This window comes from Mycobacterium sp. E2238 (assembly GCF_001672665.1).
In the GTDB taxonomy this organism is placed as follows: Bacteria; Actinomycetota; Actinomycetes; order Mycobacteriales; family Mycobacteriaceae; genus Mycobacterium.
Map to the genome: position 1 here is coordinate 29,139 of NZ_LZKF01000019.1, position 19,738 is coordinate 48,876.

Genomic DNA, 19,738 nt, shown 5'->3' on the forward strand with positions numbered 1-19,738 from the left:
ATGCCGAAGCTCAGTGCGGGCGTGCTGTTGTACCGGACCCGCGACGGCGTCGTCGAAGTCCTGATCGCCCATCCGGGAGGCCCGTTCTGGGCGCGAAAAGACGACGGGGCGTGGTCGATTCCCAAAGGGGAGTACGCCGAGAGCGACGATCCGTGGACCGCCGCGCGACGCGAGTTCTCCGAAGAACTCGGGCTTTCGGCGCCGGGCGGGGAACGGCTGGACCTCGGCCAACTCAAACAGTCCGGCGGCAAGGTAGTCACCGCCTTCGCCGTTTGCGGCGACCTGGACGTGACCGACGCGCGCAGCAACACCTTCGAATTGGAATGGCCGAAGGGTTCGGGCAAGTTGCGCGAGTTCCCGGAAGTCGATCGGGTGGGCTGGTTTTCGGTGGCGCAGGCCCGCGTCAAGCTGCTGAAGGGGCAACTTGGATTTCTGGACCGGTTGATGGCGCATCCCGATTTGGCGGGGTTACACGAAGGGACCTGACATGCAGACGTTACGCACACCCGACGAGTCGTTCGACCGGGTACCCGACTTTCCGTATGCGCCCAGGTATTGCGAAATATCGGACGGCGAAGGCGGGACGCTGCGGGTCGCCTGGGTGCAAGACGGTCCCGAGCGAGCCGACCCGATCCTCATGCTGCACGGCGAACCGTCGTGGTCTTTCCTGTACCGCAAGATGATTCCGGTACTTGTCGGCGCCGGACACCGGGTTATCTGCCCCGATCTGGTCGGGTTCGGTCGTTCGGACAAACCCACCCGCCGCGAGGATCACAGCTACGCGCGCCACGTCGAATGGATGCGCGCGGTGGCCTTCGATGTCCTCGATCTTCGAAACGTGACCCTCGTCGGCCAGGACTGGGGCGGGCTGATCGGTTTGCGCCTCGCCGCCGAACACCCCGACCGATTCGCCCAGCTGGTCGTGGCCAACACCGGTCTGCCGACCGGGGAGCAGCCGATGCCCGACGTCTGGTGGCGATTTCGCGAAGCGATCACCACCGCGCCGGAGCTACACGTCGGCGCGTTCGTGCAGGGCGGATGCCGCCAACCGATGAGCGACGACGTACGCGCAAGCTATGACGCGCCGTTTCCGGGCGACGAGTACTGTGCGGGTCCGCGCGCCATGCCGGGCTTGGTGCCGACCTCGCCGGACGATCCCGCGGCGGCGGCCAACAAAGCGGCATGGGCCACACTCGCCGCGAGCCCGACCCCCATGCTGGTCGCCTTCAGCGACAGCGACCCGATCACCGGTCCGATGGGCGCGATCTTCCAGCGCGAGATGCGCGGCGCGCAGGGGATCGATCATCCCCTGATCCGCGGCGCCGGACACTTCCTGCAAGAGGATGCGGGTGAGGAACTAGCGGGCCACATCGTCGAGTTCCTCCGTCGCTGAAACTGTGTGCGGCCCGCCGAGGGGCAGAATGGCCGCATGACGACCGCGCCGACCGATTCCCAGGGGTTGCTGCTGCAGCTGCTGGACCCGGCCAACCGGCCCGACCCGTATCCCCTGTGTGCGCAGTTTCGCGACGGGGGAGCGTTGCAGTTGCCCGGCGCCAACCTGACCGTCTTCTCGAGCTACCGAGACTGCGACGAGGTATTGCGGCACCCGTCGTCAAGCAGCGACAACGTCAACTCGACGGTCGCCAAGCGGCAGGCCGAGGCCGGCACGTCGCCGCGCAGGCAGGGTCCGCCGGGTTTCTTGTTTCTCGATCCACCCGATCACACCAGGCTGCGCAGGCTGGTCAGCAAGGCATTCGCGCCGAAGGTGGTGAACGCGTTGGAACCCGATATCCGTTCGCTGGTCGACGGAATGCTCGATCGGGTCGCCGAAAAGGGCCACTTCGATGTCGTCGAGGATTTCGCCTACCCGCTGCCGGTCGCGGTGATCTGCCGGCTGCTCGGTGTCCCCCTCGATGACGAGCCCCAGTTCAGTCGCGCATCGGCGTTGCTCGCCCAGGCGCTTGATCCGTTTTCGACGATCACCGGCGTGCCGCCGGAGCTGGCGAACGAGCGACAGCAGGCCGGGGCGTGGTTGCGCGAGTACTTCCACGGTCTGATCGACCGCCGCCGTTCGACACCCGGTGATGACTTGCTGTCGGGGCTGATCGCGGTGGAGGAGTCCGGAGATCAACTGACCGAGGAGGAGATCGTCTCCACCTGCAACCTGCTCTTGATCGCGGGACATGAGACCACGGTGAACCTGATTGGGAACGCCATGTTGGCGATGCTGCGCCATCGCACGCACTGGACCGCCCTGGGCGCCGAGCCGGGCCGAGCGCCGGCGATCGTGGAAGAGACCCTGCGCTTCGACCCACCCGTACAACTGGTCGGCCGAATTGCTCTCGCCGACATGGTGATTGGGGGAGCCGAGGTTCCCGCGGGCGATGTCATGATGTTGGTGCTCGCCGCCGCCCACCGTGACCCTGCGGAATTCGACCGGCCCGATATCTTCGATCCGGACCGGAAAGGATTGCGACACCTGGGCTTTGGCCGGGGCGCGCACTACTGCTTGGGTGCGCCGCTGGCCCGGCTGGAAGCCGGCGTGGCGCTGTCGGCGGTGACGGCGCGGTTCCCGCACGCGCGGCCCGACGGCGAGCCGCAGTACAAGGCGAACGTCACGCTGCGCGGACTGTCGCACCTGTCCGTCGCGGTCTAGCTCACCCGCGCTCCCACGGAGGGCTCTCGCCCATCTTCTTGTAGTACTTCGCCAAGTGGCTCTTGACACGGTCGACGTCCGCCTTCGGCAGGTCGATGCCGCCACGGGCGCCGTCCATGATGGCGCCGGCCGCCATCACCCCACGCGGCACGGCCTTGAGGTCGCCGCCGACCACATCGGCGATCAACAGTTTGTACGCCGTGAAGTTGTCCTTCTTGTCGTTGTCGTACCAGACGTGGGCATCACGGTATTTCTGGTTCGGCGCGTCCTCGGCCCCGGCCCAGCTGCGAACCCGCTTCTCGGCGGCGTCTCCGTCCCACTTGCGATCGCGATCGGCCAACGGCAGATCCTGAAACGCTGTCACAGACATGTGAGTTCGCTTGCCCGCTCTGGGTCGTATTAAACGCCCGGCCGAAGTTATCCACAGTTGGAAGTTTGTCCACAGGGTGGCACCTTCGGGCGGGGATGCGCTGCTCTGCGCGGCTATCATCGAAAATATGTTCGATAGGTCGCTTCCGGTCGCCGACGAGTTGGCGCGCGCCGACGACGGTGAAGTGGTTGCCGCGATCGCCGACTGTTCACGGGTAGAGGCGGCGGCCGCGGCACGCCGGCTGGCCGCCATCGCGGAGCTGGTGCATCGCCGAGCCGAAGGGCCCACAGTGTCCGCCCACTGGTCCTGCGACAACTGGGATGCCGTGGCCGCCGAAGTCGCCGCGGCACAAAACATCAGCCACGCCATGGCCTCCGGGCAGATGTACCTCGCCGCCGCGCTGCGCAATCGAGTGCCGCAAGTGGCGGCGCTGTTCGCCGAGGGCACGATCAGCGCCCGGCTGGCGTCGACCATCGTCTGGCACACGGATCTCGTAAAAGACCCCGACACACTGCGTTTGATCGATACGACGTTGGCCGAAGCGGCGATGAGGTTCGGGCCGATGTCGGCTAGCAAGACCGCGCAAGCCATCGACGCGGTGGTGGACCAATACGATCCGGGGGCGCTGCGGAGGACGCGCGCAAGCGCCCGCAGCCGCGACGTCGTCATCGATCAATCCGACGACCCGTCGGGCACCGCCGCCTTGTGGGGCCGGCTCTATGCGCACGACGCGGCCACACTGGACCGGCGCCTGCTGCAGATGGCTCACGAGGTGTGCGAAGAGGATCCGCGCACCGTCGCGCAGCGCCGTGCCGACGCGTTGGGTGCGCTGGCCGCTGGCGCGGACCGGCTCGCCTGCGGCTGCGGCAATGCGGACTGCCCGGCCGGCGCCGTCGAGGACGGGCGGGCAGCCAGCGTGATGATCCACGTCGTAGCCGACGCATCGGCCTTGGATGCCGAGCCGGACCCGCACATGGCGGGCCAACCGGAGCGGACGCCAATCACGGACCAGACCACGCTCGTTGAGGCACTCACCCCCGATCCCGAGCCCGACGTGCCGCCGTCCCGGCCGCCCGCGCTGATTACCGGCGGCGGCGTGATTTCGCCTGCGGTGGTCGCCGAGCTGATCCGCGGCGGCGCGAAAGTCCGGCCGGTGCGTCATCCCGGCGACGCGAAGCCCGAGCCGGGATATCGCCCCTCGGCCGAGCTGGAGCGGTTCGTCCGATGCCGCGACATGACATGTCGGTTCCCCGGTTGCGATCGACCCGCCGAGTTCGCCGACATCGACCACACGGTGCCCTACCCGCTCGGCCCCACCCACGCGTCGAACCTCAAGTGCCTCTGCAGAAAACACCATCTTCTGAAGACTTTCTGGACGGGCTGGCGGGACGAGCAACTGCCGGACGGCACGGTGGTGTGGACGTCGCCCACCGGTCAGACGTACACCACACGTCCGGGCAGTCGGCTGTTGTTTCCCGCGCTGTGCCTGCCGACGGGCGAATTGCGAATTCCCTCAACGCAATATGGGCCCCTCGGCGAGCGCGGAGTCATGATGCCCAAACGCCGCCGGACCCGGAATCAAGATCGGGCCCGCCGCGTCAATGCCGAACGAGCGCTCAACGCAGTCCACATCGCTGAACGCAACCAACCGCCGCCCTTCTAGTCCGCTCCCAGGCCCGGAACGATGTCCCCGAGGCTGAAGGTCACCGGCTGCTCGAGTTGCTCGTATGTGCACGAGCGAGGCTCGCGGTCCGGGCGCCACCGGTTGAACTGCGCGGTGTGGCGAAAGCGCCGGCCTTCCATGTGGTCGTAGCGGACCTCGACAACGCGCTCCGGACGCAGCGGCACGAACGAGAGATCCTTTCCGGCGTTCCAGCGCGAGAACTCGTTCTTGCGCGGTGTTCGTTCGCCGGCTTCGTGGGCAGCCCAATTCCACGGGTGGTCCTCGAAATCGGTGACGAGCGGCTGCAGCTCGGTGAACAGGCGCCGTCGTTCGGCCATCGGGAAGGCGCCGATCACCCCGACGGACGCGAGCTGACCGTCGTCCTGGTAGAGCCCAAGCAGCAGCGAGCCGATCGCTTGACCGCCGGACTTGTGCATGCGATAGCCCGCGACCACGCAGTCGGCGGTGCGCTCGTGCTTGATCTTGAACATGACGCGCTTGTCGGGCTGATAGGTGACGGTCAGCGGCTTGGCGATGACACCGTCGAGGCCGGCCCCCTCGAATTCGTCGAACCAGCGCCGCGCAACATCGACGTCGGTGGTGGCCGGCGTGACATGGATCGAAGGCCCGGTGTCCGCCAGGGCTTCAATGAGGGCGGCGCGCCGCTCGCTGAATGGCCGCCGCAGGTAGTCGTCGTCGCCCAGGGCGAGCAAGTCGAACGCGATGAAGGACGCCGGCGTCGCCTCGGCGAGCATCCGTACCCGCGAATCCGCCGGGTGGATGCGCTGTTGTAGCGCCTCGAAATCCAGGCCGTGGTCGGTTGCGATGACGATCTCCCCGTCGATCACGCAACGCTCGGGCAGCTCGGCGCGGACCGCGGCCACCAACTCGGGGAAATAGCGCGTCATGGGCCGTTCGTTGCGGCTGCCCAGCTCCACTTCGTCGCGGTCACGAAAGCAGATGGACCTGAATCCGTCCCATTTCGGCTCGTATGACGCATCGGGCGGGATCGACCGCACCGATTTGGCAAGCATCGGCGACACCGGGGGCATGACGGGTAAGTCCATAGGCCGATTGTGCTGGAATCTTTGGTATGGCCGCTGCAGAAGAGCTCGACGTCGACGGAATTGCGGTTCGCCTGACCAGTCCGGACAAGGTCTATTTCCCCCAAGCTGGGCTCGAAAGGCACAAAGCGGCGGCTCGTCGAGTACTACCTCGCCGTGGCTGGTGGTCCGATGCTCGATGCGCTCCGTGACCGGCCCACCCATCTGCAGCGCTTCCCGGATGGCATCGACGGGGAGGAGATTTACCAGAAGCGGGTGCCGCAGCACCACCCCGACTATCTGCAGACCTGCCAGGTGACGTTCCCCTCCGGACGCACCGCCGATGCCCTGAAGGTTACGCACCCCTCCGCCATCGTGTGGGCGGCACAGATGGGCACCATCACCTTGCACCCATGGCAGGTGCGCTGCCCCGATACCGACCATCCCGACGAGTTGCGCATCGACCTGGATCCGCAGCCCGGTGTCGCCTTCGAGCAGGCGCGCGAGGTCGCGGTCGACGTGTTGCGGCCGTTGCTCGACGAGCTCGGTCTGGTCGGATATCCCAAGACATCCGGTGGGCGCGGGATCCACGTCTTTCTGCGGATCGCCACCGACTGGGACTTCATCGAGGTTCGCCGCGCCGGCATCGCGCTGGCCCGCGAGGTAGAGCGACGCGCGCCCGAGGCCGTCACCACGGCGTGGTGGAAAGAGCAACGCGGCGAGCGCATCTTCATCGACTTCAATCAGAATGCCCGGGACCGCACCATGGCGTCGGCCTACTCGGTACGGCCCACCCCGATCGCGACGGTGTCGACGCCGCTGACCTGGGACCAGCTGGCCGGCGCGGAACCAGACGACTACACCATCGCAACCGTTCCCGATCTGGTGAAGGCCCGCCAAGATCCCTGGGCCGCAATGAATGACGTGGCCCAGTCGATCACGCCTCTACTGGAGATGGCCGACGCTGACGAAGAGCGCGGCCTTGGCGATATGCCGTATCCGCCGAACTATCCCAAGATGCCCGGCGAGCCGAAACGAGTTCAGCCGAGCAGGGATACGGACTTGAAGAACACCGGCAAGTCAAGGTGACAGAGCTCGGCCCCTGGCCGCCGCCGGCCGCCCAGCGGTGATTTCGTAAGTGCCACAGGGCGTACGGCTTTTTGTCACAGTGACGCAAGCGCCCACCCGCTGGCTGTGCGAGAACGTCTGGTAGACAGACGCTTTCAGGGAACCATCCGATGGCAGTCAGTACGCTGACTGGCACGCCCACGGCCGAAGGCGGACCTACAAAATAGAGCGTGCCAGTAGCGCAACCCCGACGGCGGAAGTTTCGCCTATGGCGTGCAGGTGATTCCGGTGGCCCCGCTGGTGCACGAGATGGTAGGCAACGTGCATCCGGAGCTCGCCAATGCGGTGAAGCCCAGGACCACGCCGAGAACAACCTTGTACTTCAAACGAGACATGACCACTCCATTCGTTGAGAAGAAATGCTTCGCCCGAGAGGGCTATTGTACGTGAGCACAATTCGAAACACTATGGCTTTCAACAAAATTGCGGCAGTTCATGCCGACTCGATCAAAGGGCATGCGACAATCCTCCGTCGATACTTCCATTCCAGCCCGGGATTGATCCTATTGTGCTACAGGGCTTTACCGCGGACATGCGCACTGCAACTTCCTCGCGCGGCGCACCATGAGGATGCGCACGCCACTTAGCTAAGCGCGTGACAGGCAGGCGATTTCACCTGAGCCAGGACGTCGTAAACCAGTACGCTGGCTGGCACGCCATATCACCAACGGTGCACTCGGTAGGCTCAAAGTGAGCCCCTACCAAGCGAAGCGTGCCAGTAGCGCAACCCCTCGACGGCCCGATCAGCCGCCTATGGCGAGCAGGTTATCCCGGTGGCAGCGGTACTGCAGTCGATGGTCAACGGAATAGTGCAACCCGAGGATGTCAACGCGGTGGCGGCCAGAATCAGCCCGAGGACAACCTTGTACTTCACACGAGACATGGACCACTCCATCCTTTAGAGGAGAGATGTACGCCCGAGGGGAGTTATGTTACGTGAGTGCAATGCGGAATGCCATGCGATTCACCAAATTTGCGGCGATCTACTTCAACTGATTGAAAGCGGGCCACAGTCGTCGCCCGAACGGGCCGGCACGGCCGGCGATGCCTCCGTGCTGGCGGCCGAGCGCCTGATTTGCATTCATTTTCCAAATTCGTCCGCAGGGGCGGCCCGGGGCATAAGATTCGTAATAGCGCACGATCCGACCTACATTTCCAACAATGCAGGGCGATCCGAAACGTGTTCGGGGGGGCCGAGATACCAGCTTCCTGGCGCCGCGGAGCGGCCATTGTCGCCGGATCGCGGCATCCGTCGTGCCCATTGCCATCCTGCCCGCGAGCTCGGTAAGCTATCCGCACGACCACCGACCGCGCCGGCGTATCTGCTCGTGCCAATTAGGGTCTGCCCTTCCCCGAACCGCCAACACGTTGAATGCATTTCATGCGAGAGCGATCGTTGGTGTCCTGCAACACCGGGCGTATTAGATTCCAAATCCGGTCAACCCGGCCGAGAAAAGTAAGCTTTGTCGCTATGCCGGTGGCTATTCGTGCGTGGTGTGCAACGTTGGCCTTTTTGCTCCCGGGGGCGGCCAGTATCACCGTCGCGGCCGCGGCGCTCGCGGAGCCGAGCGGCATCGGCGCCGCCGACCGGCTGGTCGGCTGGGACACCTATCGACGGCTGGACCGGCTGCCGTATCTGCGCGCCGACACACAGGCCCTGCAGCTCTCCAGTTTCGACCGCAGCGGCGGTGATTTCGACCTCTCCACCGGTAACCGCAACGGCACCGGGGGATGTCTGACCTCCGGCGGTGCCGGTTGCGTCATCGCCGAGGATCGCGGTGCCGGCGAGGTGGATTCGATCTGGCTCACCCGCGACGGCGGCAAGGTGACGCGGATCGGGAACATCCGCGTCGAACTGGACGGGCGAACGGTGCTCGACGCTCCCCTGCAATCGGTGGTCGACGGTGCGTTGGGTGCGCCGTTCGAATGGCCGCTCGTTGCGAATGCGGCGCAGTCGCCGGGCGGGGTGTACATCAAGGTGCCGATGCCCTACCGGCAGTCGATGCGGATCAGCGTCGCATCCAATCTCGAGTACTACCACGTCGACTATCGCCAATTTTCGAACGCCGTGGGCGTATCCACTTTCTCACCCGCCGACCCCGCGCTCGACGTGCTCGCCACGCTGCGCGCCGCGGGCACCGTCGACCCCAAACCGTTTGCGGCTGCGGCTGTTCATGAGGGCCGGGTTGTCGAGGTCCCGGCCGGCGCCGGGACGACCATCGCGGAATCGGCCGGCCCGGGCAGCATCTCGGCGATACGCCTGCAACTGCCCGAACCGGCGGACCAACTTCTGAGCGGCTTGCGGCTGCAAATGGACTTCGACGGCCGCACCATGGTCGACTCCCCACTCGGGGAGTTTTTCGGCGCCGGGTTGGGGACCAATACCGTGCGGTCCCTGATGTTCGCCGTGGCCCAGCAGCCCGGAGGACCGCTGTCGTTGTCCGCATGGTGGCCCATGCCATTCGCCCACGCGGCCCGCATCACTCTGGTGAACACCACCGGTGACCCGGTGGCCGGAATCGACAGCGACGTGACGACCTCCCCCGACGCCCAGTGGGCGCCCGCGCTGGCCAGCGGTCGCGCCGGCTACTTCACCGCTCGCTCGCATGCCGGTCCGACGGTCCCGGGCCAGGACTGGCTGTTCGCCGACGAGCAGGGCCACGGGAAATTCGTCGGCGTCAGCCACACCATCCGCGGTTCTCGGATCAGGACCGCGTTCAGTGACGCCGCCCCTTACTTTCTCGAAGGGGCCGAGCGCGTCTACACGGACGGCGCCGGGTCGCCCCAGTGGTATGGCACCGGCACCGAGGACCTCTACGAGGGCGGCTGGTATTTCAAGGACGGCACCCGCTTCAGTGACCCGCTCACCGGTCAACCCGACCGCCGCACGTCGACCGCCGGGTGCGCCGACTACTGCGTCGCCGTCTATCGGCTCATGCTCGCCGACGCCATCGATTACCACTCCGCGATCCGCTTCGGCATCGAGCACGGTAAACGGAACATGGTTCAACCCGACTACAGCTCAACCGCTTTCCTCTACACGCAGCCGAATGACACTCTTGCGCCGGGCGACAACGTTCGCCCGGGCGACGCGATCAGTCGACTCCTGCACGGCTATGCCGACGCTGACGGCACGGACCAGCTGTTGGTCAGCGAATATGAAGGCGCCGACGACACCCATCCGGTGATCGGGTCGGTCCGCGCCACCAACGGTGCGGTCACGTTCCATCTTGAGACCGACCCGGACAACCGCGGAATCCTGCTCAGACGGACGTCTGATCAGGCGGACGGCTTCCAGTCGGCGGACGTCACCATCGACGGCGTCCCCGTGGGGAATTGGTTGCAGCCGCGCAGCAACACTTTTCATCGCTGGCTCGACGACACCTACCTCTTGCCGCAGTCGGCAACAGCGGGCAAAGCGCAGCTGACAATCACCCTCATGCCCACACCCGACTCCCCGCCGTGGACGGCCAGCCGCTATCAGATCGAGACGCTGACCGGGTCAACCGATTAGACCGCGGCCGACCGCACCACCCGATTGGCGAGCAGGGCCATCACCACGCCCGTCAATCCACCGAGGGGAGCCACCGACGATGACCATCCCGACAGCACGAAGAAACCGAACGCCGCGCCGACGGTGAGCAAGGCCGCATGCACCGGCGTCCAGCGCGTGATCGACGGCAACCGGAACGACAACCCCATGCCAAGGAGCAGTGCCAGGACGTGACCGAACGCGGTGAAGTCCGCGTCAAGCGTGGCCACCAAACCGATGCCAAGCCACCAACCAATCCAGGCCGGACGCCAGCGCAACGGTATCGATGCGGTCAGGGCGCCCAGCACGCACACGGCGCCGTAGCTGATCCCGACGTCGGTGGCCCGGGCGACCGAGAACGGCAACCATCCCGTCTCCACCGCGGCGACCAGCCCCACCGCGAGGATCAACGTGGCGCCGATGTGGCCGACGGCAAACGTGATCAGCAAGCCCCTACCGCGCCAGGTGAGTTCACCGAGCGCCAGCAGGCACACCAGCCCGGGCAACCAGAGATAGACGTCGCCCCCGTCGCTGACGAACGCGCTACCGACCAGGGCGGCCAGATGGCCGTGCGCCAGGTTGTGCAGGTTGGTGCTCATTTCGCTGACGACTGAGGCGCGGGTGCGTGCACCCATGGCCGTCAGGGTGACCGAAACCGTGAGCAACAGGACGGCGTACGCAGCAGTGACACGCAAACGGTCGGCGCGCGCGCGAACGTTCGTGCCGGAAGACGTCATTGGCCGTTCCAACCGCGGTCGCGGGCCAGCAGGTCGGCCACGGTCTCCCGGCGCACGAGTTCTCGGGAGCGACCGCCGGAGACGGCGACCAGCGGCGGCCGGCCCACCAGGCTGACGCCCGATACCGTGGAGTGCTGGTAGGCACCGGTGCAGGCCACCGCCAGCAGATCACCGGGGTGGATGTCCGCGGGCAGCTCGACGCCGCGGGCGATCTCGTCACCGTTTCCATTCCGGCCCACGACGGTGACCGGTGCGCTCGCGGTCGGCCGGTGGCGGTTCGCCAGTGCCACCGTGTATTTCGCGCCCGGATTCCCGGGGTGGCCGGCCAGGCCGCCGTCCACCGCGACGAAGGTATGCCCGCCCGGCTGCCGCTTGACAGCGGTGACCCGGCACAGGGTCACCCCCGCGCGTGCGGCGATCGCCCCGCCCGGCTCGATCGCGATCTTCGGCCGCGGGAATCCGTACTCCGCGCAAGCGGATTCCAGTGCGGCATCCACAGCAGCGCCGAGTGACCGCAGGTTGAGCTCCGGGTCGCCCGAACGGTATGGGATCGCGTGTCCGCCGCCAAGATTGAGCTCAGTGAGCACGACCTGATGGTGGTCGCGGACCTGGGCCATCACGCCGATCATCTGCTGGATCGCCGCACCGTAGAGCGAGGCATCGATGAGGTGCGCCCCGAGTTGGCAGTGCAACCCCACCAGGTCGAGCGACGGCTGGTCCAGGACACGCTTGAGGGCCGAATGGCCCCCCGACAGCGCGAAGCCGAATTTCCGGTCGGGCGTCCCGGCGTCGGGAATGACCCGCAGCAGAACGCGTTGACGGTGACGCACCCGGCAGGCGAGCAGCGAGATCTCGCTGGGTGAGTCGATCACGATCCGCCCGACGCCGGCCGCGATCGCGTCACCGAGCTCAGTCGCGGTCTTCGCGCCATCCAGGACTATCCGCGAGGGCGGGACGTCGGCGGCCAGCGCGGTCGCCAGCTCGGCGGCCGAACTGACGTTCACGCCGGCCCCTTCATCCGCGGCCCAGCGGGCCACGTCCACGCTCAACAGCGCCTTGCCGCCGTAAATCAGCTCGGCATCTGGCAGCGTCGCGCGATAGCAACGGATGCGGGCCCGAAAATCCTCTTCGTCCACCATGTGGGTGGGAGTGCCGTACTCGGCGGCAATATCGTCGGCTGCGACGTCCCCGACGCACAATCGGCCCAGGTCGTCGACGTAGGCGCTCAGCGGCCACACCGCGCGATCGAGGTGCGGGTTAAACCCGTGCCTCACCGAGGGAAGCAGCTCGAAGAGCGTCATGCCTCCACGGTGCCGGTCCGGCCGCGGGCGTGCCGCCTTCTTAACGAAGCCTTCACACCCGGGTGGCAAATCTTCACAGATCCTTGCCAAATGTCGCGCGGACATCATTGCCTCGGACGCCTTGACTGCGCGGTCTACCTGCTGCTAGACAGGGGTGCGCGCGAATTTGGGCGATCGCCCAAAATGGAGGTGGAGCATTCGATGACCGTCACCAGCGACACGGACGTCTACTACGACCCCTACGACGTCGACATCAACGCCGACCCGTATCCGACCTACGCCCGGCTGCGTGAAGAGGCGCCGATCTACTACAACGATCGTTACGACTTCTGGGCGCTGTCCAGGCATTCCGACGTCGAGCGGGCGCTGGCCAACTGGGAGACGTTCTCCAACAAGCGCAGCGACATCCTCGAGCTCATCAAGTCGAAATTCGACATGCCCGGCGGCGTCATGATGTTCCAGGATCCGCCCGAACACACGCGGCTGCGCGGCCTGATGTCGCGCGTGTTCACTCCCCGCCGCATGGCCGAGCTCGAGGACCAGATCCGGCAATACTGCGTGCGGTGTCTGGACCCGCTCGTCGGCTCTGGGGGCTTCGACATCATCGCGGAGCTGGCCTCGATGATGCCGATGCGGGTGATCGGGATGCTGTTGGGAATCCCTGAGTCCGAACAGGTCTCGGTCCGCGACGCCAACGACGCCAACCTGCGGACCAAGCCGGGTGCGCCGCTGAAAGTTGCAGACGCCGACTCGATCGCCGACGGCCGAATCTATGCCGACTATGTGGAATGGCGGTCCAATAACCCTTCTGACGACCTGATGACGACGCTGCTCAACGTCGAGTTCGACGACGAGCACGGGGTGCGCCGAAAGCTGACGCGCAAGGAGGTGCTGCACTACACGCAGGTGGTCGCGGGGGCGGGCAACGAGACGACCGGCCGGCTAATCGGCTGGCTGGCCAAGGTGCTCGCCGAGCATCCCGATCAGCGGCGCGCCGTCTACGAGGACCGGTCACTGTTGACCCGTACCGTCGACGAGACGCTGCGATTCGAGCCGACGGGACCACACGTCGCCCGTTGGATGGCAAGGGATTTCGAGTGTTACGGCACTACGGTTCCGGCCGGCAGCGCCATGCTGCTGTTGTTCGGCGCAGCCAACCGCGACCACCGCCGGTACACCGATCCCGACACCTACAACGTTCGCCGCGACAATATCTCGCACATCACGTTCGGCAAGGGTGTGCACTACTGCCTTGGCGCCAACCTGGCCCGCCTCGAGGGTCGCGTTGCGCTGGACGAGATTCTGAACCGCTGGCCAGAATGGGGCATCGACTACTGCACAGCGCAATTGGCCTCGACATCGACAGTTCGTGGCTGGGAGCGGTTGCGGGTCATATTGCCCTGAATTAGCTCGGCATCTCGAATCGACCGACGATGCGACTCACCAGCGCGACCGCCTCCGCGTGGCCTGTGGTGGCGCCGAGCGCCTGCTCCAGGATCAGCATGCGGCCTACCGCGGCGAGGATGACCGCGAGGCCGGCCGGCGGGAAATCACCGGTGTCCAAACCATGTTCGCGGACAATGAAATTCAGCGCGGTGATCTGCATCTCGCGCCAACGCTCCGACCAGGCCGCGATCTCGGTCCTGATTTCCTTGCGGTGGTTGGCGAGCCCCATAAACTCCAGCAGCAGGCGGGTGTCCTTCGGCTCGATGAGCGTGTCCCAGAAGGCATGCAGGGGGCGGTCGGACGCCAACGCCCGCTGCTGGCGCTCCAGGTAGGCGGCCGCGCCACGCCGGAAGACGTTCAGGTAAAGGTCGTCCATGGTGGGGAAGTAGTAGTGCACCAGGGCGGGCTTGACGCCGGCTTCGGCCGCCACCCGGCGCGACGTCGCCGCGGCATAACCCTCGTCGACCATGATCTGGATCGTCGCGTCAATGAGCGTGTCGCGGGTCGCGGAGTCCCTGGCCATCAACGGACCCTAATTTGGGCGATCGCTAAAAATCAACACGGCGCCTGGACAGGCGCAGGCCAAGTCCATGATTAAGGAATCGGCGGCCGGGGAACTGCCATCCGGACAGTTCAAAAAGTGAAGGAAAATACCGTGGCCCCAAGCTTTAAAGACGTCATCGCATCCAAGTACCTGCTTCTGACCACGTTCACCAAGGACGGTCGCCCCAAACCGACGGCGATCTGGGGCGTGCCCGACGGGGACAAGCTCCTGGTCATCACCGACGACGGTTCGTGGAAGGTCAAGCGGATCAACAACACGCCGCGGGTGACGATCGCGAGGAGTGGATCCCTGGGGAAGCCGAAGAGCGAGCCGGTCGAAGGGATCGCGCGCGTTCTGCCGAAGTCGGAGACGCGGCGCGTGTACAACGCCGTGCTCAAGCGGTACTGGTACCACGCGTGGTGGTTTTATGCCCACTCGATCGTGCGCGGCGGCGTCGACAAGGTGCACGTGGGACTTGAGATCAAACCGGCCGCGTAGCGTGGCTCTTGGGGTCGATCAGGATCTTCGCGTGCGCCTCGGGGTCACCGAGTGCATCGAAAGCGGCTTCGACGCCTGCCAATCCGACCGTCCCGGTGATCAGCGGCGCGACGTCGACCTTGCCGTCGGCGAGCATATGCAGGGTGTCGCGGAACTCCAGGGGCGTGTAGCCGAGCACGAACCGCAGATCGATTTCTTTGTTGATCGCCATCGCCGGCCGAATGCGGTCGGCGCCCATGCAGACGCCGACGACGACGACCCGCGAGAACAGCGGCGCGCTGGAGATAATGCCGTCGATGATGCCCGGGACGCCGACGCATTCGAAGACGACTGGATGTTTGGGGGTTGCCGCGCCGGCGGCTTCGGCGGCGCGCCACACGTGCCACCACGGCAGCCGCAGCCTTTGTAGCTTCTCGATCGTCCCCACCGCGAGGTCGAACGCCTCGAGGATGCCTTGCAGATGCTTGCGGCCGGCCTCGGTCTCGTAGGGCGAGTCCTGTGCGGGGTCGACCACGATATCGGCGCCGCAGGCCGTCGCGAGCGCCCGGCGGCCCGCCGAGAAGTCGCTCGCGACGACGGTGCGGACCCCATGCGCCTTGAGCATGCAAATAACCGCGAGACCGATTGGGCCGCAGCCGATGACGATGGCGACGTCGCCCTTGCCCACCTCGCCGCGGCGAACGGCGTGCCACCCGACGGCCATCGGCTCGGTCAGCGCGGCGACGTCGGGGGACAGCCCGTTCGGCACGGCGAACGTCAGCGACCGCTCGACCAGGAGCTGCTCGGCGTAGGCGCCCGGCGCCATCGTCGACAACCCGATCCCATGCACCTCCTTGCCGCGCCGCAGCAGCGGCAGGGCCACGACCGGGGTGCCGGGCCGCGGGGCCTTGCGGGTGCCAGGACCGTAATCGATGACCTCTCCGCAGAATTCGTGACCGAACACCACCTGCTGATCCGAGCGCATGAACGCGTCATATCCCGACTCGGCCATCACGTCGGCGAGTTCGTCGCAGTGCCGGCGCGCGTGCAGATCCGATCCGCAGATGCCACACCGTAGGACGTCGATCAGCAACTGGCCTTTGGCCGGGGTCGGTGCAGGCAGGTCGACGACCTCCAGCTTCGCGTTGGTGCACGTTACGCTCTTCATCAGTCGATCCTCCTACACGGTGGCCGACTTGGAACTCGAAGGTTGCAGCCCTGCCGCTGCTCTCAACTGTCCGTAGGCCCGCCGGGTGCACCGGGCGAGGTGCGGGAGGTCACCGAGCGCCGCGGCGTTGGCGACGAAACCGAAGTCCATGGTGTCGTGGTAGGACGCGAAGGTGGCATTGAGTCCGATGGAGGCCGCGAGGGCGGAAACCGGGTAGATGCCGAGAAGGCGCGCACCGTTGAGGTATTTGACCTCCTCTGCGCCCGCCACGTTGGAGATGACGAGGTTGCACGCCGGGTGCGCGACACGGTCCAGGTGCGTGGATGAACCCAGCCCGGCGAGCGCAACGAGCCCGGCCGCATAGGTGAGTGCCGCCTCGCTGGACATGCGGCTGAGCTCTTTCTTGCACGCGGCGACCGAGTTCACCACCTGTTGGATCCGTTCCCGCATGCTCGCTCCGGGCTCTCCGAGTCGCGGGAACACCGCGGACACTCGCGTGCCGATCGTCGTGTCCGCGCCGCCACGCAGCGAGACCGGGCACATCGCAATGAAGGGATGCGCGAAGGCCTGGCCCGTCTCGCGTAGGTAGTCGTGCAGCCCCGCATCGATGACCGTGACAGCCACGTCGTTCAGGGTCGCCCCGAGGCGCCGCCCGACCTCGTGCATCTCCTCGAGCGGCAGGGAAAGCGTCGCGAAGCTGCGCCCGATCTGCAGCGGGGCGTTGGTCGGGGCGTGTTGCGCCCCGAACGGCAGACTGCCCTCCAGGTGCGATCGGACGATGGTCGCGAAGAGCTTGCGCAGCGCGCCGATCGAAATCTGGCTGAGCGCCTCGACCTGCGTGAGGGTCGCGCGAATCGAGTCGGTGATCCGCGACGTGAAAGGGGTCGGCGGGTGCGGCGTGGTTTGAGGCGCGCCCAGCGCGAAGGCCGGTGTCGGGACGGTGCGCTCCCCGGTCGTGCTCAGCCCGGCGTACAGAAGCTTGAGGCCGGATTCGCCGTCGATGATCGAGTGATGGGTTTTCGTGTAGATCGCGAACCTACCGCCCGGCACCCCGTCGATCACCCAGCACCGGAATAGCGGCCGGTTGCGGTCGAGCTGTGGCTCGTGCAGATCCGCGACGAGCCGCAGCAGGTCGTCGTAGGAGGCGCGAGCGGGGAGGGCCAGGTGTCCCACGTGGTAGTTGGGATCCCAGTGCGTCACCTCCCGGAAATGAGGTGCCCCCCGACCGAGCAGCTCCGGAACGTAGTTGAACGGCGGTGCCGGCACGCACGCGCGATACGCCTGCACGATCTCGCGCACGATGGGCGCGCGGCCGGCGGGCTTCTTGAACAACAGCATGGCGCCGACATGCGTCGTGCCGGCCGGCGACTCGATCAAGAGCCATGAAAGATCCAGGGGCGGAATCGGTTTGGTCATGCTGTACATCCCCGGACGCGGAGGAGCCGAACGTTACGGTGATGTTCTCTCCGCAGACCACGCCCCGCGAGGGCATTAGGACCCCGTTACGGCAGTCGTTGGTCCTTCAGCCCGGTGACGCTCAGCTGACGGCGCGGAGCGCTTCGAATGTGTCAGCCAGAGTCTCTCGGGGATCCCGGTAGGTAATGCCCAGTTCGCGCTCGCTGGGCGAATCGTCGGACGCCGGCATCTGCGTGTAGTACTGCATCCCGGCCCACGTGAAGGGCGTGTCGAAGGGTACGAACCGGCTGGCGCGATCCATTACCGCGCCGGCGACGCGCAGGGCGGTATCGGGGATCGGAACCGAGACCATCGCCGACCCGGACACCTCGCCGAGCATCTTCGCCAACTCCGCCGCCGGAACGCGATGGCCGCCCGCCATGTACCGGCGCGGGCCGCGGCCGGGTTCCAGCAGCGCCGCATGCAACGCGGCCACATCGCGCACGTCGACGATCAACCAGGCCCCGCTCCGCCCCGGGATCACATGCATCTGCAAAGCGGCCTTGACGCCTTCGCCGGCCTCCCCGAACTGGTCGCCCACCGGCGGACCGATGACCATGCCCGGGTAGGTGATGTTCACCGGCGCGCCCGCATCCTGCAGACCGCGGGCATAGATCTCGACCTGCGCCTTGGAGGTCCCGTAGCCGTCCGCCCCACCGACGACCGGCAGGTCCGCCGACAGCTCTTCCAGGCCGGCATGAAAGAGCGCGCTGAAACTGGACACGTGGACGATCGGGTCCAAGCCCAGCTCGACCGACTGGCCGAGGACGTTCTGGGCGCCCTGCATGTTGGTGGTGAGCATTTCCGTCGTCTGGCGCGGATCGGTGGCGACCAGGGCGGCGCTGTGCACGACGGCCTCGCAGCCGTCCAGCGCCTCGCGCACCGCGATCCGATCGGTGATGTCCGCGACGGCGAAGTCGGACACGTCGACGCCCAGCTTGGCCACAGTGGTCTCCAGCTTGCCGGGGTTGCGCACCAGAAACCGGATCGAGTGCCCCGCGTCGGCGATGGCCTTGGCCGTCCAGCCGCCGACGAATCCCGTACCGCCTGTGATCAGAACGCGCATGGTGCGATCTTTGCAGGGCCGTCCGGACTACAGGTGACTGGAGGCGAAGTTGGCGGCCTGGCCCGTCATGCCGTTCATCCCGTAGGACGTGTGGGCGGCGAAGTCGTTGCCGTTGCCGCTGCCACACACCGGATCGCCCTGGGCGCACAGCTCGATGGTCTTCGGCTGATACAGCGGGCCGATCGCCAGCGGCGGTGCGTGGTACTTCTGCAGGAAGTCGCCCGACGGCGTTCCGAACAAAGTGACCGCGGCGACATGGTTGGCGACGTCGGGCGGCATGGGCGGGGGCACGGCCGACGCTGGGACGCCCGGCGGCACGGCCGCAGAGGTGACGTACCCGGCCAGGGCGGCGCCCTGCGAGTAGCCGCCCAGCACCTCACGGGTGTTGGGGCAGTTCTTGGCCGTGGCTTCGACGTGCGAGCTGGCGTCGCGGATGCCGTCGACTACCGTCTGTGGGAAGTCGGGGGCCGAAAAGTCCGTGCTGGCAGGATAATTGACCGCATACACACTGAGCGAGCGCGGGCCGATCTGCGAGCGCAACGCATCGACGAACGACCCGCCGATGCCGCCGATGCCGGGCGGCTCGCCCGACCCGCGGGCGAACACCACCTCGACATCGGGGCACGGGTCCGCGGAGGCCGACGGGCTGGGCGCGCTGGACACCAGGGCGCCGGCTGTCAGCGCCGCCAGTCCAACGAGCGCCGGCAGCCGGCGCAACGCGGAAAGCCCGATCACTTCTTGAACGCGTCTTTCACCTTTTCGCCCGCGTCCTTGAGGCTGGACTTCGCCTGGTCCGCCCGGCCCTCGTCCCGGGTGTCGTGGTCGCCGGTCGCCTTGCCGATGGCCTCTTTGGCCCGCCCGCCCAGGTCTTCGATCTTGTTCTTCAGCTTGTCCTCGTTACTCATGCCGGTGTGGCTACCCAGCAATGGGAGATGTTGAAACCCCGTCCTGCCATCATGGAGGGGTGAGCGCCGCAATCGTGGTCGCAATAGTGGTGGGGCTGATGCTGCTGGGCATCGGCATGGTGGTCAACCAGTTGCTTCGGCTGCGCAGGTATCTGAGGGACTCGCCGACCGCGCAACCGCCCGCCCCGGAGCCCACGGAGCCGCCCGGCTAGAAACCGGCCCGCCGCGCGGGGCCGGCTGATAGCTT

The 19,738-nt window shown here is 66.5% G+C and carries 18 protein-coding genes and 1 pseudogene; 9 read left to right on the forward strand and 10 right to left on the reverse strand.

Going from position 1 to position 19,738, the window contains the following annotated elements:
* The 3 genes from A5711_RS01430 to A5711_RS01440 are packed head-to-tail and all read left to right on the forward strand — an operon-like array spanning position 1 to position 2,656.
* A complete protein-coding gene (locus A5711_RS01430) occupies positions 1–486 on the forward strand; it encodes an NUDIX domain-containing protein (protein WP_067943353.1) in 486 nt (161 codons plus the stop codon).
* A gap of 1 nt (position 487) precedes the next feature.
* Positions 488–1,393 (forward strand): haloalkane dehalogenase, encoded by a 906-nt coding sequence (locus A5711_RS01435; protein WP_067943355.1) that lies wholly within the window; start codon positions 488–490, stop codon positions 1,391–1,393.
* Between the two features lie 36 nt (positions 1,394–1,429).
* Positions 1,430–2,656, forward strand: coding sequence for a cytochrome P450 (locus A5711_RS01440; RefSeq protein ID WP_067943427.1), 1,227 nt, complete (start codon positions 1,430–1,432; stop codon positions 2,654–2,656).
* 1 nt (position 2,657) lies between these two features.
* On the opposite strand, the gene A5711_RS01445 is transcribed toward A5711_RS01440, so the two are convergent.
* Entirely contained in the window at positions 2,658–3,026 is a 369-nt protein-coding gene (locus A5711_RS01445; RefSeq protein WP_067943357.1) for a hypothetical protein, read from the reverse strand.
* 127 nt (positions 3,027–3,153) lie between these two features.
* On the opposite strand from A5711_RS01445, the gene A5711_RS01450 reads away from it, so the two are divergent.
* On the forward strand, positions 3,154–4,689 hold the full coding sequence (locus A5711_RS01450) for an HNH endonuclease signature motif containing protein (RefSeq protein ID WP_067943359.1): 1,536 nt from the start codon (positions 3,154–3,156) through the stop codon (positions 4,687–4,689).
* On the opposite strand, the gene A5711_RS01455 is transcribed toward A5711_RS01450, so the two are convergent.
* Entirely contained in the window at positions 4,686–5,756 is a 1,071-nt protein-coding gene (locus tag A5711_RS01455; RefSeq protein ID WP_067943361.1) for an ATP-dependent DNA ligase, read from the reverse strand. The two genes, A5711_RS01450 and A5711_RS01455, sit on opposite strands and share 4 nt — an antisense overlap.
* Positions 5,757–5,782: 26 nt before the next feature.
* Here A5711_RS01455 and ligD point away from each other — a divergent pair.
* Together ligD and A5711_RS01465 are read left to right on the forward strand one after the other, a co-directional pair.
* Positions 5,783–6,821: pseudogene (gene ligD, locus A5711_RS01460) on the forward strand (non-homologous end-joining DNA ligase).
* Between the two features lie 1,510 nt (positions 6,822–8,331).
* Positions 8,332–10,374 (forward strand): glycoside hydrolase family 172 protein, encoded by a 2,043-nt coding sequence (locus A5711_RS01465; RefSeq protein ID WP_082975620.1) that lies wholly within the window; start codon positions 8,332–8,334, stop codon positions 10,372–10,374.
* On the opposite strand, the gene A5711_RS01470 is transcribed toward A5711_RS01465, so the two are convergent.
* Both A5711_RS01470 and A5711_RS01475 read right to left on the reverse strand, forming a co-directional pair.
* The gene (locus A5711_RS01470; protein WP_231987401.1) at positions 10,371–11,027 is read right to left on the reverse strand and encodes a rhomboid-like protein; all 657 of its coding nucleotides are present in this window, start codon (positions 11,025–11,027) and stop codon (positions 10,371–10,373) included. The two genes, A5711_RS01465 and A5711_RS01470, sit on opposite strands and share 4 nt — an antisense overlap.
* A gap of 98 nt (positions 11,028–11,125) precedes the next feature.
* Positions 11,126–12,430, reverse strand: a complete 1,305-nt coding sequence (locus tag A5711_RS01475; RefSeq protein ID WP_067943366.1) for a diaminopimelate decarboxylase — start codon at positions 12,428–12,430, stop codon at positions 11,126–11,128.
* A gap of 201 nt (positions 12,431–12,631) precedes the next feature.
* On the opposite strand from A5711_RS01475, the gene A5711_RS01480 reads away from it, so the two are divergent.
* Positions 12,632–13,834, forward strand: a complete 1,203-nt coding sequence (locus tag A5711_RS01480; protein WP_067943431.1) for a cytochrome P450 — start codon at positions 12,632–12,634, stop codon at positions 13,832–13,834.
* A gap of 1 nt (position 13,835) precedes the next feature.
* Here the strand turns inward: A5711_RS01480 and A5711_RS01485 are convergent, their stop codons facing one another.
* The gene (locus A5711_RS01485; protein WP_067943369.1) at positions 13,836–14,399 is read right to left on the reverse strand and encodes a TetR/AcrR family transcriptional regulator; all 564 of its coding nucleotides are present in this window, start codon (positions 14,397–14,399) and stop codon (positions 13,836–13,838) included.
* Between the two features lie 132 nt (positions 14,400–14,531).
* Here A5711_RS01485 and A5711_RS01490 point away from each other — a divergent pair, with 132 nt between their 5' ends.
* Complete coding sequence (locus tag A5711_RS01490) at positions 14,532–14,918, forward strand: PPOX class F420-dependent oxidoreductase (protein WP_067943433.1); 387 nt, start codon at positions 14,532–14,534, stop codon at positions 14,916–14,918.
* On the opposite strand, the gene A5711_RS01495 is transcribed toward A5711_RS01490, so the two are convergent.
* The 5 genes from A5711_RS01495 to A5711_RS01515 form a co-directional block, all read right to left on the reverse strand.
* Positions 14,902–16,065 (reverse strand): zinc-binding dehydrogenase, encoded by a 1,164-nt coding sequence (locus A5711_RS01495; RefSeq protein WP_067943370.1) that lies wholly within the window; start codon positions 16,063–16,065, stop codon positions 14,902–14,904. The two genes, A5711_RS01490 and A5711_RS01495, sit on opposite strands and share 17 nt — an antisense overlap.
* Before the next feature lie 12 nt (positions 16,066–16,077).
* Entirely contained in the window at positions 16,078–17,481 is a 1,404-nt protein-coding gene (locus tag A5711_RS01500) for a wax ester/triacylglycerol synthase family O-acyltransferase (protein WP_067943435.1), read from the reverse strand.
* Positions 17,482–17,602: 121 nt separating this feature from the next.
* A complete protein-coding gene (locus A5711_RS01505; RefSeq protein ID WP_067943372.1) occupies positions 17,603–18,586 on the reverse strand; it encodes an NAD-dependent epimerase/dehydratase family protein in 984 nt (327 codons plus the stop codon).
* A gap of 27 nt (positions 18,587–18,613) precedes the next feature.
* Positions 18,614–19,321 carry a cutinase family protein gene (locus A5711_RS01510; RefSeq protein ID WP_197520721.1) on the reverse strand — a complete coding sequence of 236 codons (708 nt, stop codon included), beginning with the start codon at positions 19,319–19,321 and terminating at the stop codon, positions 18,614–18,616.
* On the reverse strand, positions 19,318–19,491 hold the full coding sequence (locus A5711_RS01515) for a CsbD family protein (protein WP_046182002.1): 174 nt from the start codon (positions 19,489–19,491) through the stop codon (positions 19,318–19,320). The genes A5711_RS01510 and A5711_RS01515 overlap by 4 nt, the downstream gene beginning before the upstream one ends.
* A 59-nt stretch (positions 19,492–19,550) precedes the next feature.
* Between A5711_RS01515 and A5711_RS01520 the strand changes: the two genes are divergently transcribed.
* Positions 19,551–19,703 (forward strand): hypothetical protein, encoded by a 153-nt coding sequence (locus tag A5711_RS01520; protein WP_231971948.1) that lies wholly within the window; start codon positions 19,551–19,553, stop codon positions 19,701–19,703.
* Positions 19,704–19,738 lie beyond the last annotated feature (35 nt).